This window comes from Streptomyces echinoruber, assembly GCF_014651135.1.
GTDB lineage: Bacteria > Actinomycetota > Actinomycetes > Streptomycetales > Streptomycetaceae > Streptomyces > Streptomyces echinoruber.
This window is the reverse complement of record NZ_BMWH01000012.1, coordinates 13,727-29,297: the sequence shown is the minus strand read 5'-3', so window position 1 is coordinate 29,297 and position 15,571 is coordinate 13,727. Positions and strand designations below refer to the sequence as shown.

The window sequence follows — 15,571 nt, the reverse complement described above, 5'->3', positions numbered from 1 at the left end:
ATGACGCAGAACGGGGAGCACACGACCCGGGCACCCCGCGTGGGGGTGCCCGACCTCCACGCGGTGCCGGAGGGCGCCGCGCAGCACGCTCCGCCCGGGGAGCAGCCGCCGGCGCAGCGGCTGCCCCGGGACCGCAACAAGGCGATCCTGGAGGCCGCCAAGCAGGTGGGCGTGCTGCTCAAACACAAGGGGCACGCCTTCGCGCTGGCCGGGAGCGTCGCCGCGTACGCGCACGGCGGCAGCGAGAATCTGCAGCACGACGCCGACTTCTGCGTGCGCCCGCAGGACGCGGAGGCGGTGGCGGACACGCTGCGCGAGGCGGGCCTGACGGTGTACGCGCCGCCCGAGGACTGGCTGATCAAGGCCAAGTGCTTCGGGCAGGACATCGACATCATCTTCGAGCTGGCGCACCACCCGGTCACCGAGGACATGCTGGAGCGGGCGCAGGAGCTGCCGGTGGAGTCGGTGCGCATGCCCGTGCTGGCCCCCACCGACCTGCTGTGGAGCCTGATCGCCGCGTTCTCCGAGCACCACTGCGACTTCGGCGCGGTGCTGCCGATCGCCCGCGCGCTGCGCGAGAAGGTCGACTGGGAGCGGATCCGGCGCGAGCTGGGGGACGCCCCCATGCCCGCCGCGTTCTTCTTCCTCCTCGAACGCCTCGGCGTCATCGCCCCGCAGGCCCCGCAGACCGCGCAAGCTCCGCAGGCACCGCAGGCCGCACAGACCGCGCCGGCTCCGCAGACCCCGCAGACCCCGCAGCAGGGGCAGGCCCACGCCCCGCAGGAGGAACACGCATGAACAGCCACGGCGAACAGCACGCGTCCGGCACTCCGCCCGCCGGGGGCCTGGAGTACCGCGTCGCCCATCTGCGCGACCGGCTCGCCGCCGGCGACCTGGCGGAACTGGGAGCCCGCGCCGAGGTGCGCGGGCAGGCGGTGCTGCTGACGGGCACGGTGCCCTCGGCGCACTGCCGGGACGAGATCCTCCGTCTCGCCGGGGAGGAGCTGGCCGGTGTCGAGGTCCACTGCGACCTCGTCGTCGCGGAGGCGTCGTCGCCCGACCACGCGGAGGAGCTGACATGATCCGGGTCGCAGCCGTCGGAGACATCCACCTGGGACCCGAGAGCCAGGGCACGCTGCGCCCGGCGTTCGAGACCCTGCCCGAGTGCGCGGACCTGCTGCTGCTGGCCGGGGACCTGACCCGGCACGGCACGCCCGAGGAGGCCCGGGTGGTGGCACGCGAGATCGAGGGCCTGGCGGTGCCGGTGGTGGCGGTACTGGGCAACCACGACCACCACGACGAGCGGCCCAAGGAGGTCACCGCGATCCTGCAGGACGCCGGCGCCCGCGTCCTGGAGGGCGAGTCGACCGTCGTGACGTGCGGCGGCGCACGTGTCGGGGTGGCGGGCACCAAGGGGTTCGGCGGCGGGTTCGTCGGCCGCAGCGCCGGCGAGTTCGGTGAGCCGATCATGAAGGAGTTCGTCCGGTACTCCCGCCGGTGCGCGGACGCGCTGCGGATGTCGCTGGAGGAGCTGGCCGAGCAGGGCTGCGACGTACGGATCGCCCTGACGCACTTCTCCCCCGTGGCGGACACGCTGGCCGGTGAGCCGCTGGAGATCTATCCCTTCCTCGGCACCTACCTGCTGGCCGAGGCGATCGACACGGCCGGCGCCGATTTCGCGGTGCACGGGCACGCGCACGCCGGTTCGGAGCACGGCATGACGGCCGGCGGGGTGAAGGTGCGCAACGTCGCCCAGCCGGTGATCGGGCGGGCGTTCCACATCTACCACCTGCCGGTGCGCGAGCGTGCGGCAGCCGCGCGGACGACGGCCGGCTGAGCGGCGGCGCGACGCCGGTGCGGCGCGACGGCCTCGGGCCGCCGCGCCGCAGGCGCGGTGGGCGCTGCCCGGCGTCAGGTCGCCGTGCAGGAGACCGTCGGCCAGGTCCAGGTGCCGTTGGTCTGGAGGGTGACGCCCCAGTTGTCGCCGTTGCCGTTGGGCCGGGCGACGAGCACCTGACTGCTCGGGGAGCTGGTGCTCGCGTTCCAGGTGGCGATGACCTTCTCCGGCGACGGGATGTTCATCGTCACGGTCCAGTTGCTGGAGCCGCTCACCGAGACGTTGAGGTTGTACCGGTCGCTCCACTGCTGGCCCGCGGACAGGGTCGCGGTGCAGCTGCCGGTACCGCCCCCTCCGCCGCCGCCCCCTCCGGTGCCTCCGCCGTCGGGGGCGACGGCGCGGCCGGTCTGCGGGGAGATCATGCCGGCGCACAGTCCCTTGGCGGCCAGCGTCTGCGCGATGCGCGGAATGGCGGCGAGCGTGTTGGCCGGCCACTCGTGCATCAGGATGATCTGGCCGTTGGTGAGCCGGCCCGCGGCCTGCACGATCGCGTCCGTACTGGCGCCGTTCCAGTCCTGCGAGTCGACGTCCCAGATGATCTCCCTGAGGCCGTACTTGGCCTCGACCGACTTCAGCGTCGCGTTGGTCTCGCCGTAGGGCGGGCGGAACAGCTTCGGCGTGCCGCCGCCCGCGTTCGCGATGGCCTGCTGGGTGCGGGAGACCTCCGAGTCCATCTGCGCCTGGCTCTGCTGGGTCAGGTGCGGATGGGTGTAGCTGTGGTTGCCGACCCACATGCCCGCGTTGACCTCGGCCCGGACCTGCGCCGGATAGGCCGCGGCGTACTGGCCCTCGTTGAACATCGTGGCGCGCAGCCCGTTCTGCTTGAGGGCGTTGAGCAGGGCCGGGGTGTGGTCGTTGGACGGGCCGTCGTCGAAGGTGAGTCCGACGTACCCGTTGCAGGTGGCGGCGTGCGCCGGGGCGGCGGTCACGGTGAGGGTCGCGGTCAGGGCGCTCGCCACGGTCAGCGCGGCGGCGGCCAGGGTCGCGGCCAGGGTGCGCAGGGAGCGCAGCGGCGGGTGCGGTCTGGTACTCATGCGGCTCGGGTCCTCCTCGCGCCGGCGGGTACGGAGTGCGGTCACGCATCCGGAGTGTTGGCGTGCCCCCATCAAGTGTCAACAGTTTCGGCAGACATTTCGAAAGCTTCGACAGCCCGACACCTTTCCTTCCGGTCCATCACTGCAGCTCAACGCAGGCACACCACCCCGCAGGTGCGACATCGCCACGGAGATTCACTCGGCAGGGATCAAATCAACGACTCCGCAGATCGAATTTTTCGATCAGTATTTCCGAATCACCGGTTGCGCGCTCCCTGACCGCCGCTTGACCGGCCCCGGAGCACCTCGTGACCGGACCTTCGTTCCGCCTTGACCTGCTGTGACGTGTTTTGGACACGAGGCCCGGCGGGCTGATGGACGTCCCCCGGAACCCGGAGTTTCCCGGCCGGCCCGGCAGCGACCGGAAGCGTCCCAGGGCGCTGGGCCGGCACGCGGGCCGCGGGGCCGCCGGGCAGTGCCCGGTCCGGGCGCGCGGGCGGGGTCCGCACCGTCGGCCTCTCGCCTCGCGCGGGCCCGGCAGTGTAGACATGGCACATGGTCCGACTTCTGGGTCGATACGGGTCGTGGGCGGCCCGTCGCCCCAGCGGTCCGCGCACGCCGCGCGCCCGCGGCCGGGCCCGCCCGCTGCACGAGCACCGGGCGCACGCGCCGCACGTCCCCTCCTCCGGGCGCCGACGTGTGCCGACCCGGGTGCGGCGGGACCGGCCGGGCGTGCTGCGCTCGCGGCTGGGCAGCGTCGCCGGGCAGGTGTTCCTGCTGCAGGTGGTCGTGGTGGTGCTGCTGGTCGTGGCGGCGGTGGTGGCGCTGCTGCTGCAGGTGCGGCACGACACCTCCACGGAGGCCCGCAACCGCTCGCTGGCCGTCGCCGAGACGTTCGCCAACGCGCCCGGCACCCGGCAGGCCCTGTCCGCCCCCGACCCCACGGCCGTTCTGCAGCCGCGGGCCGAGGCGGCGCGCAGGGCGGCGCACGTCGACTTCGTCGTCGTGATGAACACCGACGGCATCCGCTACACCCACCCCCGGCCGGACCGCATCGGCAAGAAGTTCGTCGGGACGATCGCGCCCGCCCTGGCCGGGCGCCCGGTGACCGAGGAGATCAACGGCACGATAGGCCGCCTGGTGCAGGCCGTGGTGCCCGTCGAGACGCCCGGCGGCCGGGTCGTGGGCCTGGTGTCGGCCGGGGTCACCACCCAGCACATCGGCGGGGCGAGCGACCGGCAGCTGCCGCTGCTGCTGGGCGCCGCCGGTTTCGGGCTCGCCCTGGCCACCGGTGGTACGGCGCTGGTGAGCCGGCGGCTGCTGCGCCAGACGCACGGGCTGGGCCCGGGCGAGATGACCCGCATGTACGAGCACCACGACGCGGTGCTGCACTCCGTGCGCGAGGGCGTGATCATCGTCGGTGACGAGGGCGAGCTGCTGCTCGCCAACGACGAGGCGCACCGGCTGCTGGGGCTGCCGGAGGACGCCGAGCGGCGGCACGTGCTGGAGCTGGGCCTCGCCCCGGACACCGCCGAGCTGCTGGCGTCCGGGCGGGAGGCCACCGACGAGGTGCACCTGGTCGGAGACCGGCTGCTGGTGATCAACCAGCGGCCCACCGCCCTGCGCGGCGGCCCGGCCGGCAGCGTGGCCACGCTGCGCGACTCCACCGAGCTGCGCGCGCTGTCGGGACGCGCCGAGGTGGCCCGCGAGCGGCTCAGCCTGCTGTACGACGCCGGCGGCGGCATCGGCACCACCCTGGACGTGACCCGCACGGCGGAGGAGCTCGCCGAGGTGGCCGTGCCCCGCTTCGCGGACTTCGTCAGCGTGGACCTGTTCGCCTCGGTGCTCGACGGCGACGACCCGGACCCGGCCGGCGAGCTGCGCCGTACCGCGCTGGGCGGCATCCGCAAGGACGCGCCGCTGTACCCGGTCGGCGAGCGGATACGTTTCATCGCCTCCTCGCCGCAGGCCCGCAGCCTGGCCACCGGGCACCCCGTCCTCGAACCCCGGCTGGCCGAGGCGCCGGGCTGGCTGGCCCAGGACTACGAACGTTCCGCGCAGATCGTCGAATACGGCATCCACTCGCTGATCACCGTGCCGGTGCGGGCCGGGGCGCAGTTGCTGGGCGTGGTCAGCTTCTGGCGCTACGAGAAGCCCGAGTCCTTCGACGAGGAGGAGCTCGCGCTCGCCGAGGAGCTGGTGGCGCGCGCCGCGGTCTCCATCGACAACGCGCGCCGCTTCACCCGCGAGCATGGCATGGCGGTGACGCTGCAGCGCAGCCTGCTGCCGCGCCGGCTGCCCGAGCAGAGCGCGCTGGACATCGCCTACCGCTACCTTCCGGCGCAGGCCGGGGTGGGCGGCGACTGGTTCGACGTGCTGCCGCTGTCCGGGGCGCGGGTGGCGCTGGTGGTGGGCGACGTCGTCGGCCACGGGCTGCACGCCGCGGCCACCATGGGCCGGCTGCGCACCGCCGTGCACAACTTCTCCGCCCTGGACCTGGCGCCCGACGAGCTGCTCGGCCTCCTCGACGAACTGGTCGGCCGCATCGACCAGGACGAGGCCGCGGAGGGCGGCAGCGTGCCCATCGCCGGCGCCACCTGCCTGTACGCCGTCTACGACCCGGTGTCGCGGCGCTGCGCCGTCGCCCGCGCCGGCCATCCGCCGCCGGCCCTGGTCCGGCCCGACGGCAGTGTGGAGTACCTCGACGTGCCCGCCGGTCCCCCGCTCGGCCTGGGCGGGCTGCCGTTCGAGACCGCCGACCTGGAACTCCCCGAGGGCAGCCGGCTGGTGCTGTACACCGACGGCCTGGTGGAGGACCGCTCCCACGACATCGACGTCGGCCTGGAACTGCTGCGCTCCGCGCTGGCCCAGGCGGGGACGTCGCCGGAGGACACCTGCCGCCGCGTGCTCGACGCGCGGCTGCCGGCCCGTCCCGGCGACGACATCGCGCTGATCGTCGCCCGCACCCGGGCCCTGGGGCCGGACCGGGTCGCGGAGTGGGAGGTGCCGTTCGACCCCGCGGCCGTCTCCGAGGTCCGCGCCCGCGTCACCGCGCAGCTGGAGCAGTGGGACCTGGACCTGCTCGGCTTCACCACCGAGCTCATCCTCAGCGAACTCGTCACCAACGCCATCCGCTACGGCGGCCCGCCGGTGCGGGTACGGCTGCTGCGCGACCGCAGCCTGATCTGCGAGGTGTCGGACGGCAGCAGCACCTCCCCGCACCTGCGGTACGCCGCCACGACCGACGAGGGCGGCCGGGGCCTGTTCCTCGTCGCCCAGCTCACGGAGCGCTGGGGCACCCGCTACACCCCCACCGGCAAGGTCATCTGGACCGAGCAGCCGCTGCCCTGACCACTGCCGCTGCCGCTGCCGCTGCCACGGTCACGGGACACGGGCATCCTCGGTCGCTCTCGGACGCCCTCGGACGCTGTCGGACGCCGTCGGACGCCGTCGGACGCGGAACGCGGACAGGGAACGGCCCGGGTGCCGGCGCGTACGCCGGCACCCGGGCCGCCGGGACGGGGGCGCGCCTGCCGCGCGCCTCGCGCGGGACTCCCCCGCGTGCGGGACTCCCCCCGTGTGCTGGCGTCAGCCGCCGTTCAGGCGGGACCGCAGCAGCCCCTTGCCCAGCTCCGCGCCCTTGCGGCTGTCCGCCTGGGCCTTGCGGAACAACTCGGCGAGCTCGGAGTCCTTGTCGCGCTCCGCGTCCTGGATGTACTGCTCCAGGCGCAGCGCGTTGCTCAGGCAGGACTCGACGTACCAGATCAGGTTGTAGTCCTTGTCCCGCGTGCCGGTGACACCGCCGGTCTCGGTGCTGCTGGTCATGCAGTCCTCCCTCGTGGTGCCGGGGCCGAAGCGGACCGGCCCCGGTGCGTCCTTGTGCTCTCCGGGCCGGCCGAGTACCCCTCGTGCAGCCGCCGCACACACCGCACACACCGGGCGCCCCGCGTGCGGCACCGGGCGGTGCGCGCGTCCCGGGGTGCGGGGCGGGCCCCGGCGGGGAATGGTGAGAGGGGGACCCGGTCGCGCGGCACGGGCAGCGGCGCGGCCATCCGGACCCGAGGAGGAGCAACCATGACCTCACGACCCGAAGCGTCCCGCCCGTCCGAGGACCGTCACACGCCGGACGCCGTGCTCCACGCCCGCACCGGTACCGACGTCTCGCCGGAGGACCTGGTGCTGGCCGCGGGCAGGGACATCACCCCGCGCAACCTGGAGTGGGCCAGGCGCAAGCTCGCCGCGGAGGGACCGGCGGCCCTGGACAAGCTCCTGCCCTGACCGCCTCGGCGGGCGAGCGCACGACGGGACCGGCGCCGGACGGCCGGGGGCCCGGCGCCGGGCCTGCCGGTGGCGGCGCCGCCCGTCCGGGCACGCGACGCGGCCGCCGACGTCGCCGCCCCGGCCGGGGTGCCGCGGGGCGGGTGGTGACTCGGTCATGACCGGCGCGCCGGGCCACGGGGACCGCCCCACTCGTGCCTGCGCGCACCGGGGAAGCGGCGCGGACCGTACAGTGCCCCGGCCGCATACGCCGTACGACGGGCGGGCCGGGCCCCGGCCGGAAATCTCATGGCCCTGCGGCGGCCGCACCGGGCCGGGCGCGCCACGCGGCGGAGACGCCCCGCCCGTCCCCGGCGCGCCACACCGGCCCCGTTCAGCTCTGCGTGCCGGGGTCGGGCAGCTCCGTGTCCTCCACGATGTGCACGGCGGCCTCCTCGGCCCCGGCGGCTCCGCCGTCGATGCCCGCGTCCGCGGCGACCTCGTCCTTCTCCGTGTCGGTCCGCACGCCCTCGTCGGGGGCGACCAGCCGCCCGGCGCGCGGCCCGCCCGCCTCGGGATCGACGGGCTCCCCCTCCCCGCCGGGCAGGTCGCCGATGTCGTCCCCGGCCGGCGCCGACACGTCCGGCTGTTCCTGCGCCAGCCGCTCGTCCAGGCTCTCCCCGTCGCGCTGCTCGGCGGCCGTCGTCCCGTGCTTCGTCACGCCCAGCGGTTTCTCCGGCGGCGAGTACCCCTCCTCCAGGGCGTCGTCGTAGGTCCGCTCGTCCAGCGCGTCCTGCATGTCCAGCGGAGCCGCGTCCTCCTGCTCCTCGTTGCTCCCGGTGGGCTGGTAGGCGTCGTCGGCCATCGGGTTCGTGCTCACGGCTGGCTCCTTTCCTCGCGTCGGCCGGGGCGGCCCGGACGTCCTGATCCACGTTTCCCGGTACGCGGCTCCTAAGCCCGCGCGCGGGTCACAGGCCCGGCCCGCCGGGCCGGGAGGCGGTGCCGCACACCCGGGACCCGCACGCCGTCGGCCCCGTCCCGGGTCACCTCGTGCCCCAGGGGTACGCGGGCTGAGCGGTACGCGGGCCGCGCCCGGTGGCGGGGCTCGCGCACGGCGGCCACGCGTGTGCACCGCATCCGGTGCCGGTGCCGGGCGGGAAGCGTTCCACAGGCCCGGCCGACGGGAACGGGCCCGCGAGGAAGGGGCAGCCGGTGGCAGACAGTCCGCTCAGCAACCGAACGGTCGTGGTGACCGGAGCCGCACGGGGACTGGGTGCCGCGCTGGTCCGCGAGCTCGCCCGCCGCGGCGCCCGGCCGGCGCTGCTCGGCCACGAGAAGGACCGGCTGGAGGCGCTGGCGGCGTCCCTGCCCGGCCCGGCGCTGGCCGTCGAGGCCGACGTCACCGATCCGGCGGCGCTCCAGGAGGCGGCCGACCGGGTGCGCGGGCGCCTGGGCCCGGCGTCGGCCGTCGTCGCCAACGCGGGCATCGCGGAGGGCGGCCCGTTCGCCGACTCGGACCCGGCCCTGTGGAGCCGGGTGATCGAGGTGAACCTGACCGGCAGCGCGCACACGGCGCGCGCCTTCCTGCCGCACCTGTTCGAGACGTCGGGCTACCTCCTGCAGGTCGCGTCCCTGGCATCGTTCGGCGCCGCCCCGATGATGACCGCCTACTGCGCGTCCAAGGCGGGCGTGGAGGCGTTCGCCCACGCGCTGCGGGCGGAGGTGGCGCACCGCGGGGTCGCCGTGGGCGTCGCCTACCTCAACTGGACGGACACCGACATGATCCGCGACGCCGACCGGTTCGCCGTGCTGCACGAACTGCGTGCGCACATGCCGCCTCCCGCGCGGCGCGTGTACCCGGTGGAGCCGGTCGCCGCCCGGCTGGCGCGGGCCGTGGAGCGCCGGCGGACCGCCCTGTACGTGCCCGCCTGGCTCCGCCTGGCGCAGCCGGCCCGCGCCGCGCTGCCCCCGGTCGTGCTGCGCGTGGCCCGCCGGGACCTGCCGCGCCTGGAGGCCGCGGGGGCCCTGCGGGCCACCGGGCTGCTGGGCGCCGGCGGACACGCCGACCAGGCGGTGCGGGACGCGTCCCGCACCGGTTAGGTGTCCGCGTTAGGTGTCCGCGTCGGTGGGTACTCGCGTGCTGCGAGCACATCGCAGGGAGGTCGTCATGATCGTCCTCGGAGTCATTCTCCTGATCGTCGGTTTCGTCACCGGCATCAGCATCCTTTGGACCATCGGCATCATCCTGGCCGTGGTCGGACTCGCCCTCTGGGTGCTGGGCGCCACGGGACACGCCGTGGCGGGCCGTCGTCACTACTACTGAGACTGCTGAGCCGCCGCTGAGCCGCTGCTGGGCCACCACCGGGTCAACTGCCGGGCCGGTGCCGTGAGCTGCCACCGGCTCACCGCCTCGCCACCGGGTGCGCCCGGGGCGGAGACACCGTGCGGGCCGGCCGTCCTCACCGGGACGGCCGGCCCGCGATGTTCGTGTGCGGCGAGTCGGTCACGAGGGGTCAGTCATGGTGGGTCGGCTACGACGGGCCGGTCATGGCGGGTCGGTCACGCCGCGGCCCGCCGGAAGCGGCGCAGCAGGACGATGCCGGCCGCCACCATGACGGCGCCGACCGCGGCCGGCCACAAGTCGGCTCCGGTGGCGGCCAGTCCCCCACCGCCGTCACCGCCGGCCTGCGGCTCGACCGGTGCGGCCGCCGCGGCCGCGGACGGTTCGTTCCCGCCGTCGGCCGGTGCCTGCGCGGGGGTGCCGATCTCGCCGCCGGCCGCCCGGCCCGATCCGCCGGGTGCGGCGCTCGCCGGGCGGTGGGTGCCGGACGGGCTCGCGTAGGTCCTCGGCCTGGCCGTCCCGGCGGAGGCGGAGGACGCGCCCCGGCCCGCGGGCGCGGTCGCGGGCGGGGCGAGCGTCGGCTCCCCGGACGACCCGGCTCCGGTGCCGCCGGTGCCGGATCCGGTGTCGGCTCCGGTGCCGGATCCGCCGCCGGCCGTGGCCGACGGCTCGGCGGTCGCCGACGGTTCCGCGGTCGCCGTCGGTTCCTGGCTCGCCCCGGGGTCCTGGGCGGCTCCGGCGCCGCACTGCCGGCCCTCGTTGATGCAGTCGACCATGGTGCGCATCAGGTCGTCGTCGAAGACGTCGATGAAGTCGCTGTGGTCGGTGACGGGCTTGTGGAGCTGCTCGGGGAAGGAGTCCACGGCGAACAGCGGCGTGGTGCGGCCGCCGTCCGCGAGGCTCGGGGCGTCAACGTCGTAGACGATGCGCTGCACCAGCTGCGGAATGGCCCGGAAGCCCTCCGGGCAGGTGCCGTCGGCGGCGGCGAACGCGACGTGGGTGCGGTGGTTGGCGCTGTCGGTGTTCCGGCCGTCCCAGCAGCTCTGGAACCGGAAGGTGCGCACCACGTCGCTGCCCTGCGGGCACAGCGGGTACTTGTCCTTCAGCTGCCGGTCCTCGTACCCGGTGCAGCTCCAGGAGGCGTTGGCGTTGGCGGGCCCGTTGACGAACGCCTTGGCGTCCCCGGTGATGATGCGCAGCAGGCGGGGCATGGCGGTGACCTTGCCGCGGGGGTTGCCCACGAAGGTGAGCGTGACCTGCTTGGGGGTGACGATCTGTCCGGCGTTGCCCTCGGTTCCGCCGCCCGGGGCGTCGGCGTCGCGTTCCCGGGTGCCGTTCTGCAGGCGCAGCACCGGCCAGTAGTACGAGGACTTGTCGCGCTTGTCCGCGCAGCTGGTGTCGGCCCTGGCCAGGTCGTCGTCGCTCGCGAAGGCGCTGTTGCCCTGGTTGCCCACATAGTCGTGGACGTGGTGGGCGCCGTTGGAGACGCCCGGGGCGACGATCACGTTGTCGGAGTTGAACAGGCCGTTCGCGTTCACCCCGCAGGCGGTGGTGAAGGTGCCGCGGGAGGCGTCCGGTCCCTGGCTCGGCTCCGGCACGTTGGGCTGGACGGTGGTGATGTCGGCGTAGTCGGCGGGCACCGGCCCGTTGCCGGCCTGTCCGCCGTTGCCCTGTCCGGCGCCGCCCTGTCCGCCGTTCTCCTGCCCCTGCCCCTGGCCCTGACTCTGCCCCTGGCTCTGGCCGTTGGCGGCGTCGCCGGTGCTGCCGCCCGCCTGACCGGCCCGGCCGTCGGGGGCGCGCAGCGTGCAGTCCGCGAGGGCCTCCAGTCCCTCCGGCCGGTCTCCCGCGCGGCCGACGGCGTCGGCGATGCGCGCGAGCACCGGGGCCCGTTTTCGCTGCAGCGGCCGCACGATCGAGTCGTCGAGGGCGTCGGCGTCCTGCTGCCCGGAGCGCACCGCGTCCTGCAGTTGCCGGTAGGCGGCGGCGACCTGCTCGTCCAGCAGGGCGAGTTGCTCGTCCACGGTCGTCCTCGCCGAATCCGGCACGGTGGTCAGCCGTGCGCCGACGTCCGGGCAGTCGATCGTGGCACCACCTGCCCAGGGTGAACCGCTCTGCACGGGTTGGGCCGGGTCCGTGTCCGCTCCGGTTTCGGTCGCCGACGCGTACACGTTGGCGGCCACCATTCCGCTGCCGCCCAGGATGAGAGCGGCCGCCGCAAAGGTGGCGCGTCGTGCGCCGGTCGGGCGTCTGCGCGTGCTGCGAGCCAAGGAAGTGCTCCTAGAGACGTCGTGGGCCGATGGGCGATGCAATTCCCCCTGTCCCATACGGACCGCGCCCTCGGGGTGTTCAAACGTCTCCGGTATTCACAGCGACCTCACACGGACTCACACGGAAGCGGGGCCTCCCGCCGGCGGCTCAGCGGCGCGGGCTCTCCGGGCGTGCCGTGTGGTCGGGGTGTCCGGCCGTGCGGCGGGCCTCCTTCATCTCGGCCTCGTACAAGTGGTCGCGGCCGTCGGCGAGTTTGTCGACGGCGCTGCGCTCCAGGTGGAGGAAGGGCCGGTAGTAGGTGGCGTTGTACGCCTCGATGATCTGGAAGGTCCAGTGTCCGGGGATGACGTTGCGGCCGAGGATCTCCGTCTCGACCTTGTCGGCCCACTCCGGGTGGCCCGCCTCGCGCAACAGCGCCACCGCACGGTCGAGTTGCAGGTCGGCGGAGCCGGTCAGCTGGTGGAAGGCGTACAGGTGGCCGCGCGCCTGCTCGGTCGTCTCCAGGGCCTTGGACAGCGCGCCGAGCGCTTCGACGGTCTTGTCGCTGACGCCGGGTGGGCGGCGGTGGCGGTGGTCGGGGGCGTCCTGGTTCCCGTTCATGGTGCGTTCCCGTTCATGGTGCGTTCCCGTTCATGGTGCGTGTGTCCTTTCCGTGGTGCGGGGGGCCGTCACCGCTGCCGGCCGGTGCGGTCCCGGTGAGTGAGGAGGCGCTGGGCCCGGCTCAGGCCGGGCGGCCGGTGGCGGCGCAGCGCGGCGCGGGCCGCGTTGGCGCCCGGAGCGCCGTGCACGCCGCCGCCGGGGTGGGCGCCGGAGGAGGCGAGGAACAGGCCGGGCACCGGTGTCTCGGGCCGGCCGGTGCCGGGGACGGGGCGGAAGACGAGCTGCTGGTGCAGGGCGGTGGTGCCGCCGTTGACGGCGCCGCCGTGCAGATTGGCGTCGAGGGCCTGCAGGGTGGGCGGGGCCAGGACGCGCCGGGCGCGGATCAGGGAGCGGAAGCCGGGCGCGAAGCGCTCGACCTGGTGCTCGACCCGGTCGGCCATGAGTTCCTGCTCCCCGGTGTCCCAGGTGCCGGTGAGGCCCGCGTCGCCGGCGTCGCCGCGGACGTCGTGCGGCAGGTGGGTGTAGGCCCACGCGGACTCGGTGCCCCGCGGGGAGCGGACCGGGTCCGCGGTCGTCATCTGCCCGAACACGATGAAGGGCCGGTCGGGCACCTGCCGCATGGCGATCTGGGCCATGAACCGGGTCAGTTCGTCCATGCCGTCGGCCAGGTGGACGGTGCCGGCCCGCGTCGCGGCCTCGGCCCGCCAGGGCACGGAGCCGTCCAGGGCCCAGTCGACCTTGAAGGTGGCGAAGTCCCACTGGAAGCGGCGCAGGTCCTCGGCGAGCTGGGCGGGCAGGTGCTCGGCGTCCACGAGCTCGCCGTACAGGGCCGGTACGGACACGTCGGCGAGCACGGCGCGCCGGGCGGGGACGGTCTCGCCGTCGGCCGTGCGCACGCCCACCGCCCGCCCGCCGCGTACGACGACGCGGGTGACGCGCCGCCCGCAGCGCACGGTGCCGCCGCGTTCCCGCAGCCGCCGCAGCAGGGCCGCGGTCAGGGCGCCGGAGCCGCCGGCCGGCGCCGGGAAGCCGTAGGTCTGCCCGAGCATCGCCATCAGCCAGCCGAAGCCGCCGCTGCCCGCGGACTCCGGTGCGAGGTCGGCGTGGAGCGCGTTGCCGGCGAGCAGCAGCCGGCCGCCCGCGCCGCGGAACTCCTCCTCCCCCAGGCGCCGCACCGGCAGCAGCAGGGTGCGCGCCAGCCGCAGCCCGCCCGCGCCGCGCAGCCGCATCAGGAGCCGGGCCCCGGCCCGCACCGGGGGGAAGGGGGTGAACAGGCCGTCCAGGAGATCGTTGCGGAGCCGTTCCCACACCCCGTGCAGGCGCCGCCAGGCGGCTCCGTCCCCCGCGGCGAAGGCGTCCAGGGAGGCGGCGGTGGTGTCCAGCGCCCGGTCCAGGACCGCGCACCGGCCGTCGCCGAGCGGGTGGGCCAGGACGTGCGGGGCGTGGCTCCAGCGCAGTCCGTGCTCCTCCAGGCGCAGCCGGGCGAGCACGGGCGAGGCGGCGGCCAGCGGGTAGAAGCCGCTGAAGACGTCGCTGACGTAGTCGGGGTGGACGCCCCGGTCGTGGCGGACCGCGCCGCCGGGTTCGGGCTGCTCCTCGAGCACTTCCACGCTCCACCCGGCGTCGGCGAGGAGGTTGGCCGCGACCAGCCCGTTGGGGCCGGCCCCGATCACCACGGCGTCAGCCACGGGCACCCCCCTTGGCGGTGCCCGCCCCGGTCGGCCGGCCGGGGACGGGGGTGTCGGCGGAGTCGGTCCGGTCCTCGCACAGCCGCGCCAGCCGGGCGAGCATCGCCCGGTGCCGGAGCTGGATCAGCATCTCCACGCCCGCGTTGTGCAGCAGGCCGCCGGCGCCCTGCAGGGGGTGCTCGTCCACGAGGACCAGGCAGTGCTCGCCCCAGGGCCGCAGCTCGAGGGCGACGCGGGCGGTGCCCAGCGCCCCCGCCTGGACCTCCAGCTCCAGCGCGGAGCCGTTCACGCAGCGCCGCACGATCGTCTCGTTGGTCAGCCGCATCGGCCCCAGGCGGACCTGGTAGCGGATCGCGGCACCGGTGCCCGGCCAGCTTCCGCGCACCGGCCGCGACGCCGATGTGCCCACCACCCAGTCCGCGTAGCGGGTGCCGTCCGCGAGGACGGCCCACACGGTGTCCGGGCTCGCTTTGATCAGACGATGACGAACCGCCATGTCGGCCTCCGAAGGTCGCCGGCGGTACGCGGTCGGCGCCGACCGGCACGGGTCTGGGTGGGCTCTGAGTGCCCCCGGCGCACGGCCGCCAACCGGCCGGGGAGCGCATCGGGCGGAAAACCCGGGTCTGCGTCGCTTGCGCATCGCTTCCGACCGCGGTGGAGCGCGGGACGACCTCACGGGACTTCACGGATTTCACCGGTCGCCCGCGACAGTGAGCGGCCGGTCGCACGGCGTCGCCGTCCGGCCGGGGACCGGGGACGCATCGTTCATGCACCAGGTGGATTTCGGGTGGATTTTTCAGGCGAACGGCGGAGGGCGCGGCGGATGCGGGCCCGCGCCCCCGGACGGAAGAAGCCGGGGCACGGCGGGGCGGCCCCGCCGATAATCGCTGGGCCCGCGTCCTGGGTGCCGGAAGACTGGACCGATGGAGTTCTTCTGCCACCACCGCGACCGCCCCGGTTCCCTGGCACTGCGCCACGAGCTGCTGGAGGAGCACTGGTCCTCCATGGACCGGTACGCCGCGAAGCTGATCGCCCGCGGTCCGACCCTCGCCGACGACGGCGTCACGCCGACCGGGAGCGTGCACATCGTCGACCTGCCGGACCCGGCCGCCGCCCGCGCGTTCGCCTTCGACGAGCCCAACCACCAGGCCGGCGTGTACCGGGACGTGCTGCTGCGCCGGTGGCGCACCATGCTGGGCCGCACGATGGGGGACTTTCCGGGCGGCCGGGAGGGCGACGACCGGTACCTGGTGCTCGGCCTCGGCGCGGGGAGCCCGCCGACCTCGCCGTACCGCCCGGCCGGGACGAGCTGATCGCGTACGGACCGCTGCTGTCCGACGACGGCACCGCCTGGCTGGGCACGGCGGCGCTGGTCCGCGCGCCGGACCCGGAGACGGCACGCTCCGTGCTGACTCCGGACCGGTACGCCGGCACGGAGGTGCACCGCCGGCGGTTCGGCGGACGTTTGTGAGGAGCCGGGGCCCGG

13 protein-coding genes and 2 pseudogenes are annotated in these 15,571 nt (G+C 75.0%); 8 read left to right on the top strand and 7 right to left on the bottom strand.

Features of this window, described 5'->3' with window-relative positions; genetic code table 11:
• The 3 genes and pseudogenes from IE225_RS15785 to IE225_RS15775 form a co-directional block, all read left to right on the top strand.
• Positions 1-669: pseudogene (locus tag IE225_RS15785) on the top strand (nucleotidyltransferase family protein); the annotation flags it as partial.
• A 125-nt stretch (positions 670-794) separates the two neighbouring features.
• On the top strand, positions 795-1,082 hold the full coding sequence (locus tag IE225_RS15780) for a BON domain-containing protein (protein ID WP_190058146.1): 288 nt from the start codon (positions 795-797) through the stop codon (positions 1,080-1,082).
• Positions 1,079-1,837 carry a metallophosphoesterase family protein gene (locus IE225_RS15775; RefSeq protein WP_190058145.1) on the top strand — a complete coding sequence of 253 codons (759 nt, stop codon included), beginning with the start codon at positions 1,079-1,081 and terminating at the stop codon, positions 1,835-1,837. The genes IE225_RS15780 and IE225_RS15775 overlap by 4 nt, the downstream gene beginning before the upstream one ends.
• A 74-nt stretch (positions 1,838-1,911) precedes the next feature.
• On the opposite strand, the gene IE225_RS15770 is transcribed toward IE225_RS15775, so the two are convergent.
• Positions 1,912-2,931, bottom strand: coding sequence for a polysaccharide deacetylase family protein (locus IE225_RS15770; RefSeq protein ID WP_190058144.1), 1,020 nt, complete (start codon positions 2,929-2,931; stop codon positions 1,912-1,914).
• Between the two features lie 555 nt (positions 2,932-3,486).
• Between IE225_RS15770 and IE225_RS15765 the strand changes: the two genes are divergently transcribed.
• A complete protein-coding gene (locus IE225_RS15765; RefSeq protein WP_190058143.1) occupies positions 3,487-6,282 on the top strand; it encodes a SpoIIE family protein phosphatase in 2,796 nt (931 codons plus the stop codon).
• Positions 6,283-6,519: 237 nt separating this feature from the next.
• On the opposite strand, the gene IE225_RS15760 is transcribed toward IE225_RS15765, so the two are convergent.
• Positions 6,520-6,756 (bottom strand): hypothetical protein, encoded by a 237-nt coding sequence (locus IE225_RS15760; RefSeq protein ID WP_190058142.1) that lies wholly within the window; start codon positions 6,754-6,756, stop codon positions 6,520-6,522.
• Positions 6,757-7,005: 249 nt separating this feature from the next.
• On the opposite strand from IE225_RS15760, the gene IE225_RS15755 reads away from it, so the two are divergent.
• Positions 7,006-7,209 (top strand): hypothetical protein, encoded by a 204-nt coding sequence (locus tag IE225_RS15755; RefSeq protein ID WP_190058141.1) that lies wholly within the window; start codon positions 7,006-7,008, stop codon positions 7,207-7,209.
• A 373-nt stretch (positions 7,210-7,582) separates the two neighbouring features.
• Here the strand turns inward: IE225_RS15755 and IE225_RS15750 are convergent, their stop codons facing one another.
• The gene (locus tag IE225_RS15750; RefSeq protein ID WP_190058140.1) at positions 7,583-8,068 is read right to left on the bottom strand and encodes a DUF5709 domain-containing protein; all 486 of its coding nucleotides are present in this window, start codon (positions 8,066-8,068) and stop codon (positions 7,583-7,585) included.
• Positions 8,069-8,400: 332 nt separating this feature from the next.
• On the opposite strand from IE225_RS15750, the gene IE225_RS15745 reads away from it, so the two are divergent.
• A complete protein-coding gene (locus IE225_RS15745; RefSeq protein WP_190058139.1) occupies positions 8,401-9,288 on the top strand; it encodes an SDR family oxidoreductase in 888 nt (295 codons plus the stop codon).
• A gap of 67 nt (positions 9,289-9,355) precedes the next feature.
• On the top strand, positions 9,356-9,511 hold the full coding sequence (locus IE225_RS15740; protein ID WP_190058138.1) for a DUF6131 family protein: 156 nt from the start codon (positions 9,356-9,358) through the stop codon (positions 9,509-9,511).
• Positions 9,512-9,747: 236 nt separating this feature from the next.
• Here IE225_RS15740 and IE225_RS15735 read toward each other — a convergent pair whose 3' ends face one another.
• The 4 genes from IE225_RS15735 to IE225_RS15720 all read right to left on the bottom strand — a co-directional run bounded on the left by IE225_RS15735 (position 9,748) and on the right by IE225_RS15720 (position 14,581).
• Positions 9,748-11,796, bottom strand: coding sequence for a DUF1996 domain-containing protein (locus IE225_RS15735; protein WP_229879604.1), 2,049 nt, complete (start codon positions 11,794-11,796; stop codon positions 9,748-9,750).
• A gap of 148 nt (positions 11,797-11,944) precedes the next feature.
• Complete coding sequence (locus IE225_RS15730) at positions 11,945-12,397, bottom strand: hypothetical protein (protein ID WP_190058136.1); 453 nt, start codon at positions 12,395-12,397, stop codon at positions 11,945-11,947.
• 68 nt (positions 12,398-12,465) lie between these two features.
• Positions 12,466-14,085 carry a phytoene desaturase family protein gene (locus IE225_RS15725; RefSeq protein ID WP_190058135.1) on the bottom strand — a complete coding sequence of 540 codons (1,620 nt, stop codon included), beginning with the start codon at positions 14,083-14,085 and terminating at the stop codon, positions 12,466-12,468.
• The gene (locus IE225_RS15720; RefSeq protein WP_190058134.1) at positions 14,078-14,581 is read right to left on the bottom strand and encodes an SRPBCC family protein; all 504 of its coding nucleotides are present in this window, start codon (positions 14,579-14,581) and stop codon (positions 14,078-14,080) included. Before IE225_RS15720 ends, IE225_RS15725 begins: the two co-directional genes overlap by 8 nt.
• Positions 14,582-15,008: 427 nt before the next feature.
• Between IE225_RS15720 and IE225_RS15715 the strand changes: the two are divergent.
• Positions 15,009-15,556 (top strand): annotated as a pseudogene (locus IE225_RS15715) (YciI family protein).
• Positions 15,557-15,571 lie beyond the last annotated feature (15 nt).

Coding starts and splice junctions, on each gene's coding strand:
- IE225_RS15780 (WP_190058146.1), top strand. CDS start 795: ATGAACAGCCACGGCGAACAGCACGCGTCCGGCACTCCGCCCGCCGGG.
- IE225_RS15775 (WP_190058145.1), top strand. CDS start 1,079: ATGATCCGGGTCGCAGCCGTCGGAGACATCCACCTGGGACCCGAGAGC.
- IE225_RS15770 (WP_190058144.1), bottom strand. CDS start 2,931: ATGAGTACCAGACCGCACCCGCCGCTGCGCTCCCTGCGCACCCTGGCC.
- IE225_RS15765 (WP_190058143.1), top strand. CDS start 3,487: ATGGTCCGACTTCTGGGTCGATACGGGTCGTGGGCGGCCCGTCGCCCC.
- IE225_RS15760 (WP_190058142.1), bottom strand. CDS start 6,756: ATGACCAGCAGCACCGAGACCGGCGGTGTCACCGGCACGCGGGACAAG.
- IE225_RS15755 (WP_190058141.1), top strand. CDS start 7,006: ATGACCTCACGACCCGAAGCGTCCCGCCCGTCCGAGGACCGTCACACG.
- IE225_RS15740 (WP_190058138.1), top strand. CDS start 9,356: ATGATCGTCCTCGGAGTCATTCTCCTGATCGTCGGTTTCGTCACCGGC.
- IE225_RS15730 (WP_190058136.1), bottom strand. CDS start 12,397: ATGAACGGGAACCAGGACGCCCCCGACCACCGCCACCGCCGCCCACCC.
- IE225_RS15720 (WP_190058134.1), bottom strand. CDS start 14,581: ATGGCGGTTCGTCATCGTCTGATCAAAGCGAGCCCGGACACCGTGTGG.